This is a genomic window from Anoxybacillus flavithermus (genome assembly GCF_002742685.1).
Lineage (GTDB): Bacteria > Bacillota > Bacilli > Bacillales > Anoxybacillaceae > Anoxybacillus > Anoxybacillus flavithermus_E.
The window spans coordinates 42,310-57,510 of sequence record NZ_PEDM01000008.1; the positions used below are offsets into that span (position 1 = coordinate 42,310).

Below are 15,201 nucleotides of genomic sequence, written 5' to 3' on the forward strand. Positions count from 1 at the left end.
GGTGAAAAAAATGAAAGTTATTATTGCTGAAAAACCTGATCAAGGAATGACGCTTGCATCGATTTTTCAAACAAAAAAACGAGAAGGATATATTGAAATTTTACCGAATGAGATGTTTCCGAAAGGTGCTTATATGACATGGGCAGTTGGACATTTATTTGAATTAGCTCCTCCGGAAACGTATGAAGCAAGTTGGAAGCGGTGGACACTTGATACGTTACCGATCATTCCAGATCGTTTTCAGTACGAGATTGATCGAAAAAAGGCGAAACAGTTTGCGATCATTAAACAATTGCTTCGTAAGCCGGAAGTGACTGAGATTATTCATGCTGGTGATGCAGGGAGAGAAGGGGAATTAATCATTCGAAACATTATTTACATGAGCGGGGTAAAAAAACCGATCAAACGGCTTTGGATCTCATCTTTAACACCGAAAGCGATTGAACAAGGATTTCGTCAGTTGTTGGATGAAAAACAAACGCGTCCTTTATACGAGGAAGCGTATGCGCGAACTTGTGCCGATTGGCTTGTTGGTATAAACGCATCGAGAGTGTATACAATTTTATTGAAACAAAAAGGGATGAACGATGTTTTTTCCGTCGGACGTGTACAAACGCCGACACTCGCATTAATTGTGAGACGAGAAAAAGAAATTGAACAGTTTCGTCCCGAACCGTTTTGGGAAGTTGTTGCTACGTTTGATGTGAATGGAAACCGATACGAAGGAAAGTGGTGGCATGAAAATGAAACAAGAACATATGATCAGCAACTTGCTGAAAAGGTGAGCGCATTTTGCCGAGGGAAACAAGTAGAGATAGAAGAAGTGACATGTGAACGAAAAACATTTTTACCACCGCTTTTGTTTAATTTATCAACATTACAAGCAACAGCCAACAAGCGGTTTAAATATTCACCACAAAAAACGCTGGATATATTACAAAAACTATATCAAAAGGGGTATGTATCGTATCCACGCTCCGATTCACAATATGTAACTAAAGGAGAAGCGGAAACATTTCCACATATCTTAAAACAACTTTCACAAAAGGAAGAGTATGCTCCTTATTTTCCACTCGTTCACGAATCAATTTTACATAATAAACGTTATGTAAACGAAAAGAAGGTAACAGATCATTATGCCATTATTCCAACTGAACAAGTGCCGAATTTGATAAAGTTAAGTCAGGATGAGCGAAATATTTACGATCTGGTCGTTCGGAGATTAATTGCTGCTCATAGTAAAGAAGCTATATTTGATTATACAACGATTGTAACCGTTGTCGATGGGAGAGCTCGCTTTATTTCAAAAGGAAAGAAACAAATACAAGTAGGATGGCGGGACGTCCTTATGTCACAAGATGATGATGTACAACTTTTACCGAATGTACAAAGCGGGGAAAAAGGAACGGTATATGATGTGTATGTGAAAGAAGGAAAAACACAGCCGCCAAAGCGATATACAGAAGGCGAACTGATCACGTTAATGAAGACAGCAGGGAAGTTTTTAGATGACGAACAACTGGAGAAAGTATTAGCGAAAACAGAGGGACTTGGGACGGAAGCTACCCGCGCCTCCATTATTACAACGTTAAAACAGAGAAACTATATTGAGATAAAAAATAATCAAGTATATGTAACTGATAAAGGAAAAGTATTGATTGACGCAATCGGCTCGCACCTTTTGGCGTCTCCTGAAATGACAGCAAAATGGGAACAACGATTAAGTGAAATTGGTGAACGGAAAGCATCGGCGACACATTTTATGGAACAAGTGAAAAAATTGGCGGCTAAAATTGTGACCGATGCGGCACAAACGGCAAATCATTGGTCATTTGAAGGACTAGATACCGCTTCGATTCAGCGGAAGAAAAAAACAACGATCGGAAAACATGTTGGGGTTTGTAAGCTTTGTGGGGGCTCGGTCATTGATAAAGGTTCATTTTACGGTTGTGTCAACTATACCAAAACAAAGTGCTCATTTACTATTTCAAAAACGATGTTGGGCAAATCGATTTCACAAGCAAACGTCAAAAAATTATTAGCAGAAGGAAAAACGAATGTTATCAAAGGGTTTAAAAAGGGAGAAAACACATTTAACGCTGCGGTTATATGGGATGAAAAAGAAAAACGTATATCGTTTTCGTTTGAAAAATAGGAGGCTACCCTCCTATTTTTCAACTTCGCCTTTCCACTCGTTCATACCGCCAGTCATATTATATATACTTGAGAACCCTTCTTTTACTAGCAATTCGCTTGCTTGCGCTGAGCGATTACCTGAACGACAAACGACAATATACGTCTTGTTTTTGTTCAGTTCATCTACACGATCTGGAAGTTGTTGTAAAGGTAATAAAATAGCTTTAGGAATATGACCAGAAGCATATTCCTCTTCTGTGCGGACATCGAGCACAACAACGTCTTCTTTTTGCATCATTTGTGCGGCTTCATCGACAGAAATATTTGTATAACGGTCTTGTGCACACCCGCTTATGATGAAAAGAAATGTAAATAAAAAAGAAAACCATTTTCGCATGAAATTATCGCCTCCGTATATAATCAAATACCCATATGTGTATTTTAGCTTATTTTTTCGATTTATTCAAACGTTTCGACACCATTGTTATTTTAATATGTAGTACAATGAAAAAAAGGTTTACATGGAAAGAAGGGAAAATGATGTATCAATCGGTCATCGATTTAATTGGAAATACGCCTATTGTGAAGCTCAATCGTGTCGTTTTTCCAAATGGTGCAAGTGTATATATGAAACTTGAATCGTTTAATCCGGGTGGAAGTGTAAAAGATCGTGCAGCTAGACGAATGATTGAGCGAGCAGAACAAGAAGGGAAAATTGTCCCTTATGAAAGTACGATTATTGAACCGACATCAGGGAATACAGGAATTGGGTTAGCGATGGTATGCGCAGCGAAAGGTTATCGTTGCATCATCACGATGCCAGATAATGCGACAAAAGAGCGAGTGAATTTATTAAAAGCATATGGGGCAGAAGTTTACTTAACCCCTGCAACTTTGCGCATGCAAGGGGCGATTGATGAAGCGTATCGGCTTGCTGAGAACATTCCAAACAGCTTTATCCCCATGCAATTTGAAAATAGCGCAAATCCAGATGCTCATCGGACTAGCACGGCGCTTGAAATTATCGAAGCATTTCCAGAGGGAATTGATGCGTTTGTACTTACGGCAGGAACAGGGGGAACAGTAACAGGAACAGGGGAAGAGTTGAAGAAAAAGTTTCCTTATTTACGCATTTATGTAGTTGAACCGTACGGCTCCCCCGTACTTTCAGGTGGACAACCGGGATCACATAAAATTCCAGGTACCGGGCCGGGATTTATTCCTCGTATTTTAAACCGGAATGTATATGATGATATTTTGCTTGTCAAAGATGAAGAGGCACAAACGATGGCGCGGCGATTGGCATCAGAAGAAGGAATTTTAGTAGGCGCTTCAGCTGGAGCAGCTGCTTTTTGTGCGGTTCAAGTGGCGCAAACTCTCCCGAAAGATGCACGTGTGCTTTGTATGGCACCAGATACAGGAGAACGATATTTATCATCCGATTTATTTAGCGGATAAGAGGGAATAAAAATGTCGAGGCTATAAAATAAAAAGGAAGTGATTGTATGTTTCGAGAAGAAGTAAAAACAATAGGCGGTCTTCGTCTTCATGTCATTCCAACAAAAAAATATAAAACGAATACGCTCGTGTTAAAGATGAAAGCTCCATTATGTGAACAAGATGTAACGATGCGTGCTCTTGTTCCGTATGTGCTACAAAACGCTACTGAGCGACATCCGTCGATGAAAGCGTTACGTACATATTTAGACGAACTATATGGTGCAACGTTACAAGTTGATTTAGCGAAAAAAGGAGAAAACCATATTATTACTATTCGAATGGATGTGGCAAACGAAAAATTTTTAGGTGACACATCCCCATTATTACGCAAAGCGTTGACGCTCTTTAGCGACATGCTGTTTCGTCCGCTTACTGAGCAAGGTGGATTTTCCGTTACGATCGTTGAGCAGGAGAAACGGGCATTGAAACAAAAAATTCAATCGTTGTTTGATGATAAAATGCGATATGCTCAACATCGACTCATCGAAGAGATGTATAAAGGTTCGCCTTATGCACTCGATGTTCACGGTAAATTGAATGATATTGATACAATTGATGCTAAGCGTTTATATAAACATTACGAACACATGTTGAAACACGATGAAATAGATTTATACATTGTCGGAGATGTGATGTTAGCGGATGTAGAACATGATGTTGCTGAACGTTTTTCACTAGAAGCTCGTCCTTTACGTTCAACTGAAACGACAACACTAACGAAACGAACAAATGTGCAAGAAGTTATTGAAAAACAAGATGTGAAACAAGGAAAGCTTCATCTTGGTTATCGAACGAACACGACATATAATGATCCAGATTATGATGCGTTACAAGTGTGGAATGGGATCTTCGGTGGGTTTGCACATTCAAAATTGTTTATGAATGTGCGCGAAAAGGCGAGTTTAGCCTATTATGCAGCTTCGCGTATCGAAAGTCATCAAGGAATGATGATGGTTATGGCAGGAATTGAACCAAGCAATTATGAGCGTGCACTTGAAATTATTCATGCTCAGGAAGAGGCGATGCGCAACGGGCAATTTAGTGATCAGGAAATCATTCAAACAAAAGCAGTCATTCGTAATCAATTATTAGAAACGGTTGATACAGCTCGGGGAATGATTGAGGTCTCTTATCATAACGTCATTGCAACACGGCAACGTCCATTAAATGAGTGGCTAGAAGGGATTGAAAAAGTGACGCGTGAAGATGTTGTTCGTGTAGGTAAAAAAATTGAATTAGATACCATTTATTTTTTAACGGAGAAGGAAGGTGAGAAAAAATGAAGGTCATTCGCTATGATCAGTTACAAGAACAATTATTTTATGAGCGGCTAAACAACGGATTAGATGTTTATATTTTACCGAAAAAGGAATTTAATAAAGCATATGCAACGTTCACAACGAAGTACGGTTCAGTAGATAACTGCTTTACTCCATACGGAAAAACAACGATGAAACAAGTGCCGGATGGCATTGCTCATTTTTTAGAACATAAATTGTTTGAAAAAGAAGACGGTGATGTATTTCAAACATTCAGTAAACAAGGAGCCTCAGCAAATGCTTTTACGTCCTTTACACGCACGGCCTATTTATTTTCGAGTACAACAAATGTAGAGAAAAATTTAGAAACTTTACTCGACTTTGTCCAAGAACCATATTTTACAGAGCAAACGGTTGAAAAAGAAAAAGGGATTATCGCTCAAGAAATTCGGATGTATGACGATAATCCAGATTGGCGTTTATATTTTGGGGCAATTGAAAGTATGTATCACAATCATCCTGTAAAAATTGATATTGCAGGAACGGTGGAGTCGATTTCACATATTACGAAAGATTTATTGTATGAATGTTATGAGACGTTTTATCACCCGAGCAATATGTTATTGTTTGTTACAGGTCCAGTTGATCCATTGACCACACTCGAACAAATACGGGCTAATCAAACAAAAAAAACGTTTCGTTCACCAACAGAGATTGAGCGGTTTCAGTATGAAGAGCCACCACATGTCGCGCGTAAAAAACATGTCATTGAAATGAACGTGCAAACGCCAAAATGTCTCGTCGGCATAAAAGCAAAACATGTATATGCAAAAAGGGAAGAAAAATTAAAACATGAATGTGCAATGGGATTATTGCTTGATCATTTATTTGGAAAAAGTTCACCGCATTATGAGCGATTATACCAACAAGGATTAATTGATGAAACGTTTATGGTCGATTATACAGAAGAAAGTGATTTTGGATTTGGTTTAATTGGTGGCGACACATCACAACCTGATCAATTAGCAGAAGAAATTCAGCGTATTCTTGTGCAGTTTTCTGATATTGATGAAGAACAAGTCGAGCGAATGAAAAGAAAAAAAATCGGATCATTTTTACGCTCGTTGAACTCACTTGAGTATATTGCGAATCAGTTTACTCGTTACGCATTCGATGAAATGAGTTTATTCGATGTCGTAAGGACGCTACAATCATTGACATCGGATGATATAAAAGCAGTTGCCCGCGAATGTTTTATGGCTGAACAGTTCGCAGTATGTCAAGTTGTTCCAAAAAGGTGAATGCAGATGAAATATGCGTTAATTACAGGAGCGAGCGGGGGAATTGGGCAAGAAATTGCTCGGCAGCTTGCTAAAGATGGGTATGGTTTATACTTACATTACTACAAAAATGAACAATCTGTTCGATGTGTAATGAAAGAACTATCCACAGACACATATGCGATTCAAGCTGATTTATCTCATCCTTCTGGGGTAGATGTGTTAATGTCTTCTATTTTCCATCCGATTGACGTGCTCGTTCATAATAGTGGAATGAGTACATATGGGCTGGTGACGGACATGACTGACGAACAAGTCGAGCGTATGGTACAGTTGCATGTGACAAGTCCGTTTTTACTGACAAAACGATTGTTACCGTCAATGATTCGACAACGTTGCGGGCAAATTGTCGTGATTTCATCCATTTGGGGACTCACAGGGGCGTCATGCGAAGTATTGTATTCGATGGTGAAAGGCGCGCAAAATACGTTTGTCAAAGCGTTAGCGAAAGAAGTTGCGCCAAGTGGCATACGAGTAAACGCCATTGCTCCAGGAGCTATTGATACACCGATGCTTCAAGAGTTTACTGAAGAAGAGTTAAAGGCGTTAACGGACGAGATTCCACTTGGGAGAATCGGGAAACCAGAAGATGTAGCCAAAGCGGTGTCATTTTTAATCTCTGACCATGCATCGTATGTTACGGGACAAATTTTATCCGTCAATGGTGGTTGGTATTGTTAAGCAAGCATAATTTTTTGTTTCATGAGGCAAACTGTTCTTGAAACGAATTTCAAGGAGGTTTGCATATGTCTGTTCTTGATAATTTTGAGCAATGGAAAAGCTTTTTAGCTGATCGTCTTCATCAAGCAGAAGCGCAAGGAATGAACCAGCAAGTTATTTCGGATATTGCTTATCAGATTGGAGACTACTTGGCAAAACAAGTCGATCCGAAAAATCCGGAAGAACGTGTACTTGCTGATTTGTGGCATGTGGCGAATGAGCAAGAGCAACATGCGATTGCGAACATGATGATTAAGCTTGTGCAAAATAAATAAGCGATATAGGCAAGCTGGTGATATTCGCCAGCTTGTTTTACTATGTTTATCTGTTCACAAAAAACAGTTGTCTGTCCTTTTCATTCTCGCATTCAGATGGTAAAATAAACATACATGCGTGTTTCGACAAAGCGTTGCTGCAATGATCGTATCGTGTAACGTAAAGGGGAGAAGGGGTATATGGAGAAAAAAGAATGGTATTTAGAATATGAAATACATATGAATCGTCCGGGGTTGTTAGGGGATATTGCATCGCTTCTTGGCATGTTGTCCATTAACATTGTCACGATTAACGGAGTGGATGATTCGCGTAGAGGTATGCTTTTGTTATGTAAAAGTCATGAACAAATTGAGCGGCTACAATCGATTTTAGCGACGATGGAAGATATCACGGTAACAAAGTTGCGTGAACCGAAGCTCCGAGACCGTCTTGCTGTTCGGCACGGGCGTTATATTCAGCGCGATGCTGATGATAAAAAAACGTTCCGTTTTGTTCGGGATGAATTAGGTTTGCTCGTCGATTTTATGGCTGAGTTATTTAAACAAGAAGGCCACAAGTTAATTGGCATTCGCGGTATGCCCCGTGTTGGAAAAACGGAATCAATCGTAGCTGCGAGCGTGTGTGCAAACAAGCGTTGGTTGTTTGTTTCTTCTACACTAATTAAACAGACGATTCGTAGCCAATTAATCGAAGACGAATATAGCGAAAATAATGTTTTTATTATTGACGGGATTGTTTCGACGCGTCGGTCAAACGAGCGACATTGGCAGTTGATTCGTGAGTTGATGCGATTACCAGCAACAAAAGTGATTGAACATCCCGATATTTTTGTAAGGCATACGGAATATAAATTGGATGATTTTGATTATATTATTGAATTGCGTCATGATGCAGATGAAGAAATTACGTACGATCTCGTTGACCAATCCTCTTTCTTTGGTAACGACGGTTTTTCAAATATCGATTTTTAAAGATGGAAGGTGTTTCCGTTGACAGAGTTAGGGAAGCGTTTAAAAGAAGCGAGAGAACAGCGCAATATGAGCTTAGATGATTTACAACAAATCACTAAAATTCAAAAGCGATATTTGATCGCGATTGAACAAGGAAATTATGTCATTATGCCAGGAAAGTTTTATGTCCGCGCATTTATTCGCCAATATGCGGAAGCGGTCGGTCTTGATCCGGATGAGCTGTTTGAGCAATACGCAAATGAAATTCCGAATGCTCAACAAGAAGAACTCCCAGGCGAGTTATCGCGTGTCAAATCGCGACAACTATCAGAACAAGGTGAAAAAGTACTTAATGTCCTTCCGAAAATTTTAATCGGTATGTTAGCTGTCGGAATAGCAGTTGTTCTTTGGTTTTTCTTTCAAAACAGAACGGTAAACGAACAGCCACAAGAGCAAGTGATTAATAAAAAGACAGAATTTGAGCAGTCTGAGCAAGCTGTCGAGCAACAACCAGAAAAACAAAATGAACAAAAAACAGAAAAAAAACAGCAAGAACAATCATCAGAAGCAACGATCAAAGTAGTGGAAACGAATGGTCGAAAATCAATGTTGGAAGTGACAGGAAAACAGTTGATCATTGACATTGCAACAAAGGGTGATGCTTGGATTGAAGTGAAAAACGGGAAAGGAAAGGCATTTGCACGCAAAATGATGTATGCAAATCAAGCCGAAACGTTCGATTTGACAAATGAAACAGAAGTGTTGCTAGTTATCGGACAAACATTAAATACAGAAGTGAAAATAAATGAACAAACACTTCAATACCCTGTTAATCCAAGTGATCACGTACGCCAAGATATTACAATTATTTATAAAAAACAGTAATGTTGTATGACGTGTTGGAGGTTAGTGTTGTGAATATACCGAATCAAATTACGATTGCACGAATGTTACTCATTCCTTTTTTCCTTATTTTCTTGTTAGCGCCAATTGATTTAGGGATGATTCAAATTGGGGCGGAACAATTGCCGATGACACACGCTGTTGCTGCGCTTATTTTTATTATTGCATCAACAACAGACTGGATTGATGGATACTATGCACGAAAATATGGGTTAGTAACGAATTTAGGGAAATTTCTTGACCCGCTCGCAGATAAATTGCTTGTGTCTGCTGCGCTGATTGCGCTCGTTCAATTGGATTTGGCTCCAGCGTGGATGGTCATTGTTATTATTAGTCGTGAATTTGCAGTAACAGGATTGCGGCTTGTGTTAGCAGGAGAAGGGGAAGTTGTAGCAGCAAATATGCTTGGGAAAATTAAAACGTGGACGCAAATTATAGCGATTGCTGCCCTTATTTTACATAATATCCCTTTTTCCCTGTTGTCGTTTCCGTTTGCAGATATTTCTTTATGGATTGCCCTTATTTTTACGATTTGGTCAGGATGGGATTACTTTGCGAAAAATAAACACGCATTTCGCCATTCAAAGTAAATAAAAAGGGGATGGGAGAAAGATGAAGGCAGAAATCATTGCGGTCGGCTCGGAGCTTTTACTTGGTCAAATTGCAAATACAAATGCCCAATTTTTATCGCAACAATTAGCTGAAATAGGGATAGATGTATATTACCATACGGTTGTTGGGGATAATCCTCAAAGGCTTACACATGCGATTGAAGTAGCAAAGCAACGCTCAAATTTAATTATTTTTACAGGGGGACTTGGACCAACAAAAGATGATTTAACAAAAGAAACGATTGCAAAGATGCTAAACAAATCACTTGTTTTAGATGAAGAAGCATGGCGTTCTATTTGTGATTATTTTTCGAAAACAAATCGTCCGATGTCTCCTAACAATCGAAAACAGGCACTTGTGTTAGAAGGAAGTTGCGTGTTAAAAAATGAACATGGGATGGCTCCAGGAATGGCACTTACTGTTGATCATATCACATATATGCTTCTACCAGGACCGCCAAAGGAAATGAAGCCGATGTTCATCAAATATGGACGTCCTTTTTTATTGCAAAAACGTCATGTTCACGAAAAAATTGTTTCGCTTGTTCTTCGTTTTTTTCACATCGGTGAATCACAACTAGAAGCGGAAATTGAAGATTTGATCGACGCTCAAACGAATCCAACGATTGCTCCGCTTGCGTCTGATGGTGAAGTGACTCTCCGCTTAACAGCGAAGCATGAACGTGAAGAAGAAGCGAAGCGAATGATTAACGAAGTAGAGCAAAAAATTTTAGCGCGTGTTCGTCCTTATTTTTACGGTTACAATGATGAAACGTTGTTTAGCAAACTGTTAGCTACATTAAAAGAAAAGAATAAGACACTTGCTGTTGCTGAAAGTTTAACGGGAGGTTTATTTTTAGAAGAAATGACAGCACTTCCAACGGCTTCTACAGTCATCGCGGGGGGAGTTGTTTGTTATACAAATGAAATAAAGGAAAATGTGCTCCATGTGCCGAAAGAAATATTACAAACGGAGGGGGCAGTTAGTGAACGATGTGCGCAGTTGATGTCAGAAAATGTTCGAAAGCTTTGCGGAAGCGATATCGGTATTAGTTTTACAGGTGTCGCAGGACCGGGCGATTTGGAAGGAAAACCAGTAGGAACAGTATGGATAGGGATTGCTACAGAACAAGGCACAAAAACATTTGCACTTACGTTATCGGGTGATCGTCAAGCTATTCGGATGCGTGCGGCGAAATACGGTTGTTATTATTTACTACAATTGCTATATTGATTTACGAACATTTATTCGTTTTTTCTTGGCAAATAAACATAAAACATGTATAGTAATAAGTAGCAGCCACTGTTTTATTTCTCATAAGCAAAAGGAGGAGTTTTTTTGAACGATCGTCAAGCAGCATTAGAACAAGCGTTAAAGCAAATTGAGAAACAGTTTGGAAAAGGTTCCATTATGAAGCTAGGAGAGCAAACAGATCGTCAAATTTCGACTGTATCGAGTGGCTCTCTTGCACTTGATATTGCGCTTGGAGTAGGGGGATATCCGCGGGGGCGTATTATTGAAATTTACGGTCCGGAATCTTCAGGGAAAACGACGGTTGCTCTTCACGCCATTGCTGAAGTACAAAAGCAAGGTGGCCAAGCAGCGTTTATTGATGCGGAACATGCGCTAGACCCTATTTATGCTGAAAAATTAGGGGTCAATATCGATGAATTGTTGCTTTCACAGCCAGATACAGGGGAGCAAGCGTTAGAAATTGCCGAAGCACTTGTGCGAAGTGGGGCAGTTGATATTATCGTCATTGACTCAGTCGCAGCTCTTGTTCCGAAGGCTGAAATTGAAGGGGAAATGGGTGATGCTCACGTCGGATTGCAGGCACGACTCATGTCCCAAGCGCTACGTAAACTATCAGGCGCCATCAACAAATCTAAAACGATCGCTATCTTCATTAACCAAATAAGGGAAAAAGTGGGAGTTATGTTTGGGAACCCAGAGACAACTCCTGGAGGTCGTGCATTGAAGTTTTATGCGTCTGTTCGTTTAGAAGTGCGTCGTGCAGAACAAATTAAACAAGGCAACGACATGGTTGGAAATAAGACGAAAATTAAAGTCGTGAAAAACAAAGTGGCGCCTCCGTTTAAAACAGCGGATGTAGATATTATGTATGGCGAAGGAATTTCAAAAGAAGGCGAAATTATTGATATGGGTGCTGAACTCGACATTATTCAAAAAAGTGGCGCTTGGTATTCATATAAAGATGAACGATTAGGACAAGGGCGAGAAAATGCCAAACAATTTTTAAAGGAAAATCCACACATTATGGAAGAAATTGCGCGTGAAATTCGCCAACATTATGGCATTACAGCAGGGGCATCGACGACATCTGTGCGCGAAGATGATTTAGACTTCTTAGAGTAAAAAGAGGCACGTTGTGTCTCTTTTTCTCTTTGTTTTAGAAAATTCAACCATATGAAGCGCTTTCCCGCAATGACAAGCCTTGACAATATGGAAGGTCACCTTTAAAATGTACATGTATATTTGACAATTTTGAAGTGTATGTTGAATGGTTGCAATGTACATGCCGACATTGATGAAGTAACGAATTTATAGCAAGAGGAGGTGAGGATAATGGGTGAAACGATCATCTCCGCTTTGCTTGCCCTAGTCGTCGGTGCAGTTGTTGGCTTTTTTGTTCGTAAATCCATTGCCGAGGCAAAAATTGGTGGTGCACAAGCAGCTGCCAAGCAAATGATCGAAGAAGCGAAACGAGAAGCAGACGCATTGAAAAAAGAGGCTCTCCTTGAAGCAAAGGATGAAATTCACAAACTTCGTGTGGAAGCAGAGCGAGAAATTCGCGAACGAAGAAGTGAATTGCAAAAACAGGAAAATCGTTTGTTACAAAAGGAAGAGAATCTCGATCGAAAGGACGAATCTTTAAACAAGCGAGAAGCGTTGCTTGAGAAGAAAGAGAATTCTCTCAATGAAAGACAACAGCATATTGAAGAGATGGAAAGCAAAGTGGAAGAACTCGTTCGAAAAGAACAAGCGGAACTTGAGCGCATTTCTAGCTTGACGCGTGAAGAAGCACGGCAAATCATTTTAGAGCGTGTAGAGAAAGAACTTTCTCATGAAATCGCACTCATGGTCAAAGAAGCAGAGACAAAAGTGAAAGAAGAAGCTGATAAAAAAGCAAAAGAAATTTTGTCGCTTGCTATTCAACGCTGTGCGGCTGATCATGTAGCAGAAACGACTGTATCTGTTGTGAACTTGCCAAATGACGAAATGAAGGGACGAATTATCGGACGTGAAGGACGTAACATCCGTACGTTAGAAACGTTAACAGGTATTGATCTCATCATTGATGACACGCCGGAAGCAGTCATTTTATCTGGTTTTGATCCGATTCGTCGTGAGACGGCACGAATTGCGTTAGATAAGCTTGTTCAAGACGGGCGTATTCATCCGGCGCGAATTGAAGAAATGGTCGAAAAAGCGAGAAGAGAAGTAGATGAGCATATTCGTGAAGTGGGAGAACAAACAACGTTCGAAGTTGGTGTTCACGGATTGCATCCAGATTTAATTAAGATTTTAGGACGATTGAAGTTCCGTACAAGCTATGGACAAAATGTCCTTAAACATTCGATGGAAGTCGCATACTTAGCTGGCTTAATGGCAGCTGAGTTAGGAGAAGATGAGATGCTTGCAAGACGAGCAGGTCTTCTTCATGACATTGGAAAAGCTGTTGACCATGAAGTAGAAGGAAGCCATGTTGAAATTGGTGTAGAGCTAGCAACGAAATATAAAGAGCATCCAGTTGTCATTAACAGTATCGCTTCCCATCATGGCGATACGGAACCGACGTCGATTATCGCTGTTCTTGTCGCTGCTGCAGACGCTTTATCTGCTGCTCGACCAGGTGCTCGTAGCGAAACATTGGAAAATTATATTCGTCGCCTTGAAAAGCTGGAAGAAATCGCTGAGTCGTATGAAGGTGTTGAAAAATCGTATGCGATTCAAGCTGGACGTGAGATTCGTATTATGGTGAAGCCAGATATGATCGATGACTTGGAAGCACATCGTTTAGCACGCGATATTCGCAAGCGTATTGAAGAAGAACTTGATTATCCAGGTCATATTAAAGTTACAGTCATTCGTGAAACGCGAGCTGTTGAATATGCAAAGTAAAGCTACTCCTCGTTTGGAGTAGCTTTTTCGTATTGATAAACGCTTTATTTTATGCGAAACTGAAAAATAGAAATCATGAGTATAGAAAGGGTAATACGATGAAAATATTATTTATCGGTGATGTCGTAGGGCAACCGGGAAGAAAAATGGTTGATGAATACGTACCGAAGCTAAAAGCAAAATATAAGCCACATGTAATTGTTGTCAACGGTGAAAATGCCGCTGGTGGGAAAGGAATTACCGAAAAAATATATCGGCGTTTTTTAGAGATGGGAGTACATGCAGTAACACTTGGAAATCACTCGTGGGATAATCGGGAAATTTTTGAATTTATTGATCAAGCGAAAGTACTTATTCGTCCAGGGAATTTTCCAGCAGGTACACCTGGAAAAGGAATTGCATTTATTCAAATAGAGGGATACGAAGCCGCGGTAATTAGTTTGCAAGGAAGAACGTTTTTGCCAGCGATTGATTGTCCGTTTAAAAAAGCAGATGAATTAGTAGAAACGGCGCTCGCACGGACTCCTGTCATTCTTGTAGATTTTCATGCGGAAGCAACGAGTGAAAAACAAGCGATGGGATGGTATTTAGACGGACGAGTAAGCGCTGTCGTTGGTACGCATACACATGTTCAAACAGCTGACTCTCGTATTTTGCCAAATGGAACGGGTTATATTACCGATGTCGGTATGACAGGACCTTATGACGGGATTTTGGGAGTGGATCGTGAGGCGGTATTGCGCAAATTTTTAACGGGCTTACCTGTTCGTTTTGAAGTCACGACAGGTCGTGCGCAGTTGAATGCTGTGCTCATTGAGGTAGATGAAAAAAGCGGAAAAACAAAGTCGATTCAACGGATTATGATTAATGACGACCACCCATATTTTGACTAGTTCCTCTTTTAAGATTTTTCAGAAAAAATATATATTGTAGCAGGAATACAGGAAAACAGGGATGAATATATAATAAACAGTACAACTTTTTTACAAGCAATTGTTAGAAACGAGGAGGAGCTAGAAATGGAAATATTAAAAGTTTCAGCAAAGTCTAATCCTAATTCCGTAGCTGGTGCACTTGCAGGCGTGTTAAGAGAGCGCGGTGCAGCCGAAATTCAAGCAATTGGCGCAGGTGCATTAAATCAAGCCGTTAAGGCAGTAGCAATCGCGCGAGGATTCGTAGCACCAAGCGGAGTTGATCTCATTTGTATTCCTGCATTTACGGACATTCAAATTGATGGAGAAGAGCGGACGGCAATTAAACTCATTGTTGAGCCGCGTTAATACACATAAGCCTGTTTGCTTGTTAAGCAAACAGGTTATTTTTGTAGTTTGAGCATTTATCAGTTATAAAAAAGTGAAGCCT

At 39.9% G+C, this 15,201-nt stretch carries 15 protein-coding genes; 14 read left to right on the top strand and 1 reads right to left on the bottom strand.

Annotated elements, in window-relative coordinates; genetic code table 11:
• Positions 1–10 precede the first annotated feature (10 nt).
• A complete protein-coding gene (locus CS060_RS05855) occupies positions 11–2,155 on the top strand; it encodes a DNA topoisomerase III (protein ID WP_035047422.1) in 2,145 nt (714 codons plus the stop codon).
• A gap of 12 nt (positions 2,156–2,167) precedes the next feature.
• Here the strand turns inward: CS060_RS05855 and CS060_RS05860 are convergent, their stop codons facing one another.
• Complete coding sequence (locus CS060_RS05860; protein ID WP_035047419.1) at positions 2,168–2,533, bottom strand: rhodanese-like domain-containing protein; 366 nt, start codon at positions 2,531–2,533, stop codon at positions 2,168–2,170.
• Between the two features lie 140 nt (positions 2,534–2,673).
• Here CS060_RS05860 and cysK point away from each other — a divergent pair, with 140 nt between their 5' ends.
• The 13 genes from cysK (at position 2,674) to spoVS (ending at position 15,119) form a co-directional block, all read left to right on the top strand.
• Positions 2,674–3,594 (top strand): cysteine synthase A, encoded by a 921-nt coding sequence (gene cysK / locus CS060_RS05865; protein WP_035047416.1) that lies wholly within the window; start codon positions 2,674–2,676, stop codon positions 3,592–3,594.
• 47 nt (positions 3,595–3,641) lie between these two features.
• The gene (gene yfmF, locus CS060_RS05870; protein WP_099668773.1) at positions 3,642–4,919 is read left to right on the top strand and encodes an EF-P 5-aminopentanol modification-associated protein YfmF; all 1,278 of its coding nucleotides are present in this window, start codon (positions 3,642–3,644) and stop codon (positions 4,917–4,919) included.
• The gene (gene yfmH, locus CS060_RS05875) at positions 4,916–6,196 is read left to right on the top strand and encodes an EF-P 5-aminopentanol modification-associated protein YfmH (protein ID WP_099668774.1); all 1,281 of its coding nucleotides are present in this window, start codon (positions 4,916–4,918) and stop codon (positions 6,194–6,196) included. The genes yfmF and yfmH overlap by 4 nt, the downstream gene beginning before the upstream one ends.
• Before the next feature lie 6 nt (positions 6,197–6,202).
• A complete protein-coding gene (ymfI, locus tag CS060_RS05880) occupies positions 6,203–6,916 on the top strand; it encodes an elongation factor P 5-aminopentanone reductase (protein ID WP_035047413.1) in 714 nt (237 codons plus the stop codon).
• Positions 6,917–6,981: 65 nt separating this feature from the next.
• Positions 6,982–7,230, top strand: a complete 249-nt coding sequence (locus tag CS060_RS05885) for a DUF3243 domain-containing protein (protein ID WP_004890680.1) — start codon at positions 6,982–6,984, stop codon at positions 7,228–7,230.
• 180 nt (positions 7,231–7,410) lie between these two features.
• Positions 7,411–8,202, top strand: a complete 792-nt coding sequence (locus CS060_RS05890; RefSeq protein WP_009362682.1) for a DUF3388 domain-containing protein — start codon at positions 7,411–7,413, stop codon at positions 8,200–8,202.
• 9 nt (positions 8,203–8,211) lie between these two features.
• Positions 8,212–9,066: a helix-turn-helix domain-containing protein gene (locus CS060_RS05895; protein ID WP_052025542.1), complete on the top strand. Its 855-nt coding sequence runs from the start codon at positions 8,212–8,214 to the stop codon at positions 9,064–9,066.
• Between the two features lie 29 nt (positions 9,067–9,095).
• Positions 9,096–9,674: a CDP-diacylglycerol--glycerol-3-phosphate 3-phosphatidyltransferase gene (gene pgsA, locus CS060_RS05900; protein WP_035047409.1), complete on the top strand. Its 579-nt coding sequence runs from the start codon at positions 9,096–9,098 to the stop codon at positions 9,672–9,674.
• A gap of 22 nt (positions 9,675–9,696) precedes the next feature.
• Positions 9,697–10,929, top strand: coding sequence for a competence/damage-inducible protein A (locus tag CS060_RS05905; protein ID WP_035047407.1), 1,233 nt, complete (start codon positions 9,697–9,699; stop codon positions 10,927–10,929).
• 105 nt (positions 10,930–11,034) lie between these two features.
• Positions 11,035–12,072, top strand: coding sequence for a recombinase RecA (gene recA / locus CS060_RS05910; protein WP_026011788.1), 1,038 nt, complete (start codon positions 11,035–11,037; stop codon positions 12,070–12,072).
• A 210-nt stretch (positions 12,073–12,282) separates the two neighbouring features.
• Positions 12,283–13,839, top strand: coding sequence for a ribonuclease Y (gene rny / locus CS060_RS05915; protein ID WP_035047403.1), 1,557 nt, complete (start codon positions 12,283–12,285; stop codon positions 13,837–13,839).
• Between the two features lie 98 nt (positions 13,840–13,937).
• The gene (locus CS060_RS05920) at positions 13,938–14,732 is read left to right on the top strand and encodes a TIGR00282 family metallophosphoesterase (protein WP_099668775.1); all 795 of its coding nucleotides are present in this window, start codon (positions 13,938–13,940) and stop codon (positions 14,730–14,732) included.
• A 126-nt stretch (positions 14,733–14,858) separates the two neighbouring features.
• Positions 14,859–15,119: a stage V sporulation protein SpoVS gene (spoVS, locus tag CS060_RS05925; RefSeq protein ID WP_003181955.1), complete on the top strand. Its 261-nt coding sequence runs from the start codon at positions 14,859–14,861 to the stop codon at positions 15,117–15,119.
• The last annotated feature ends 82 nt before the right edge of the window (positions 15,120–15,201 follow it).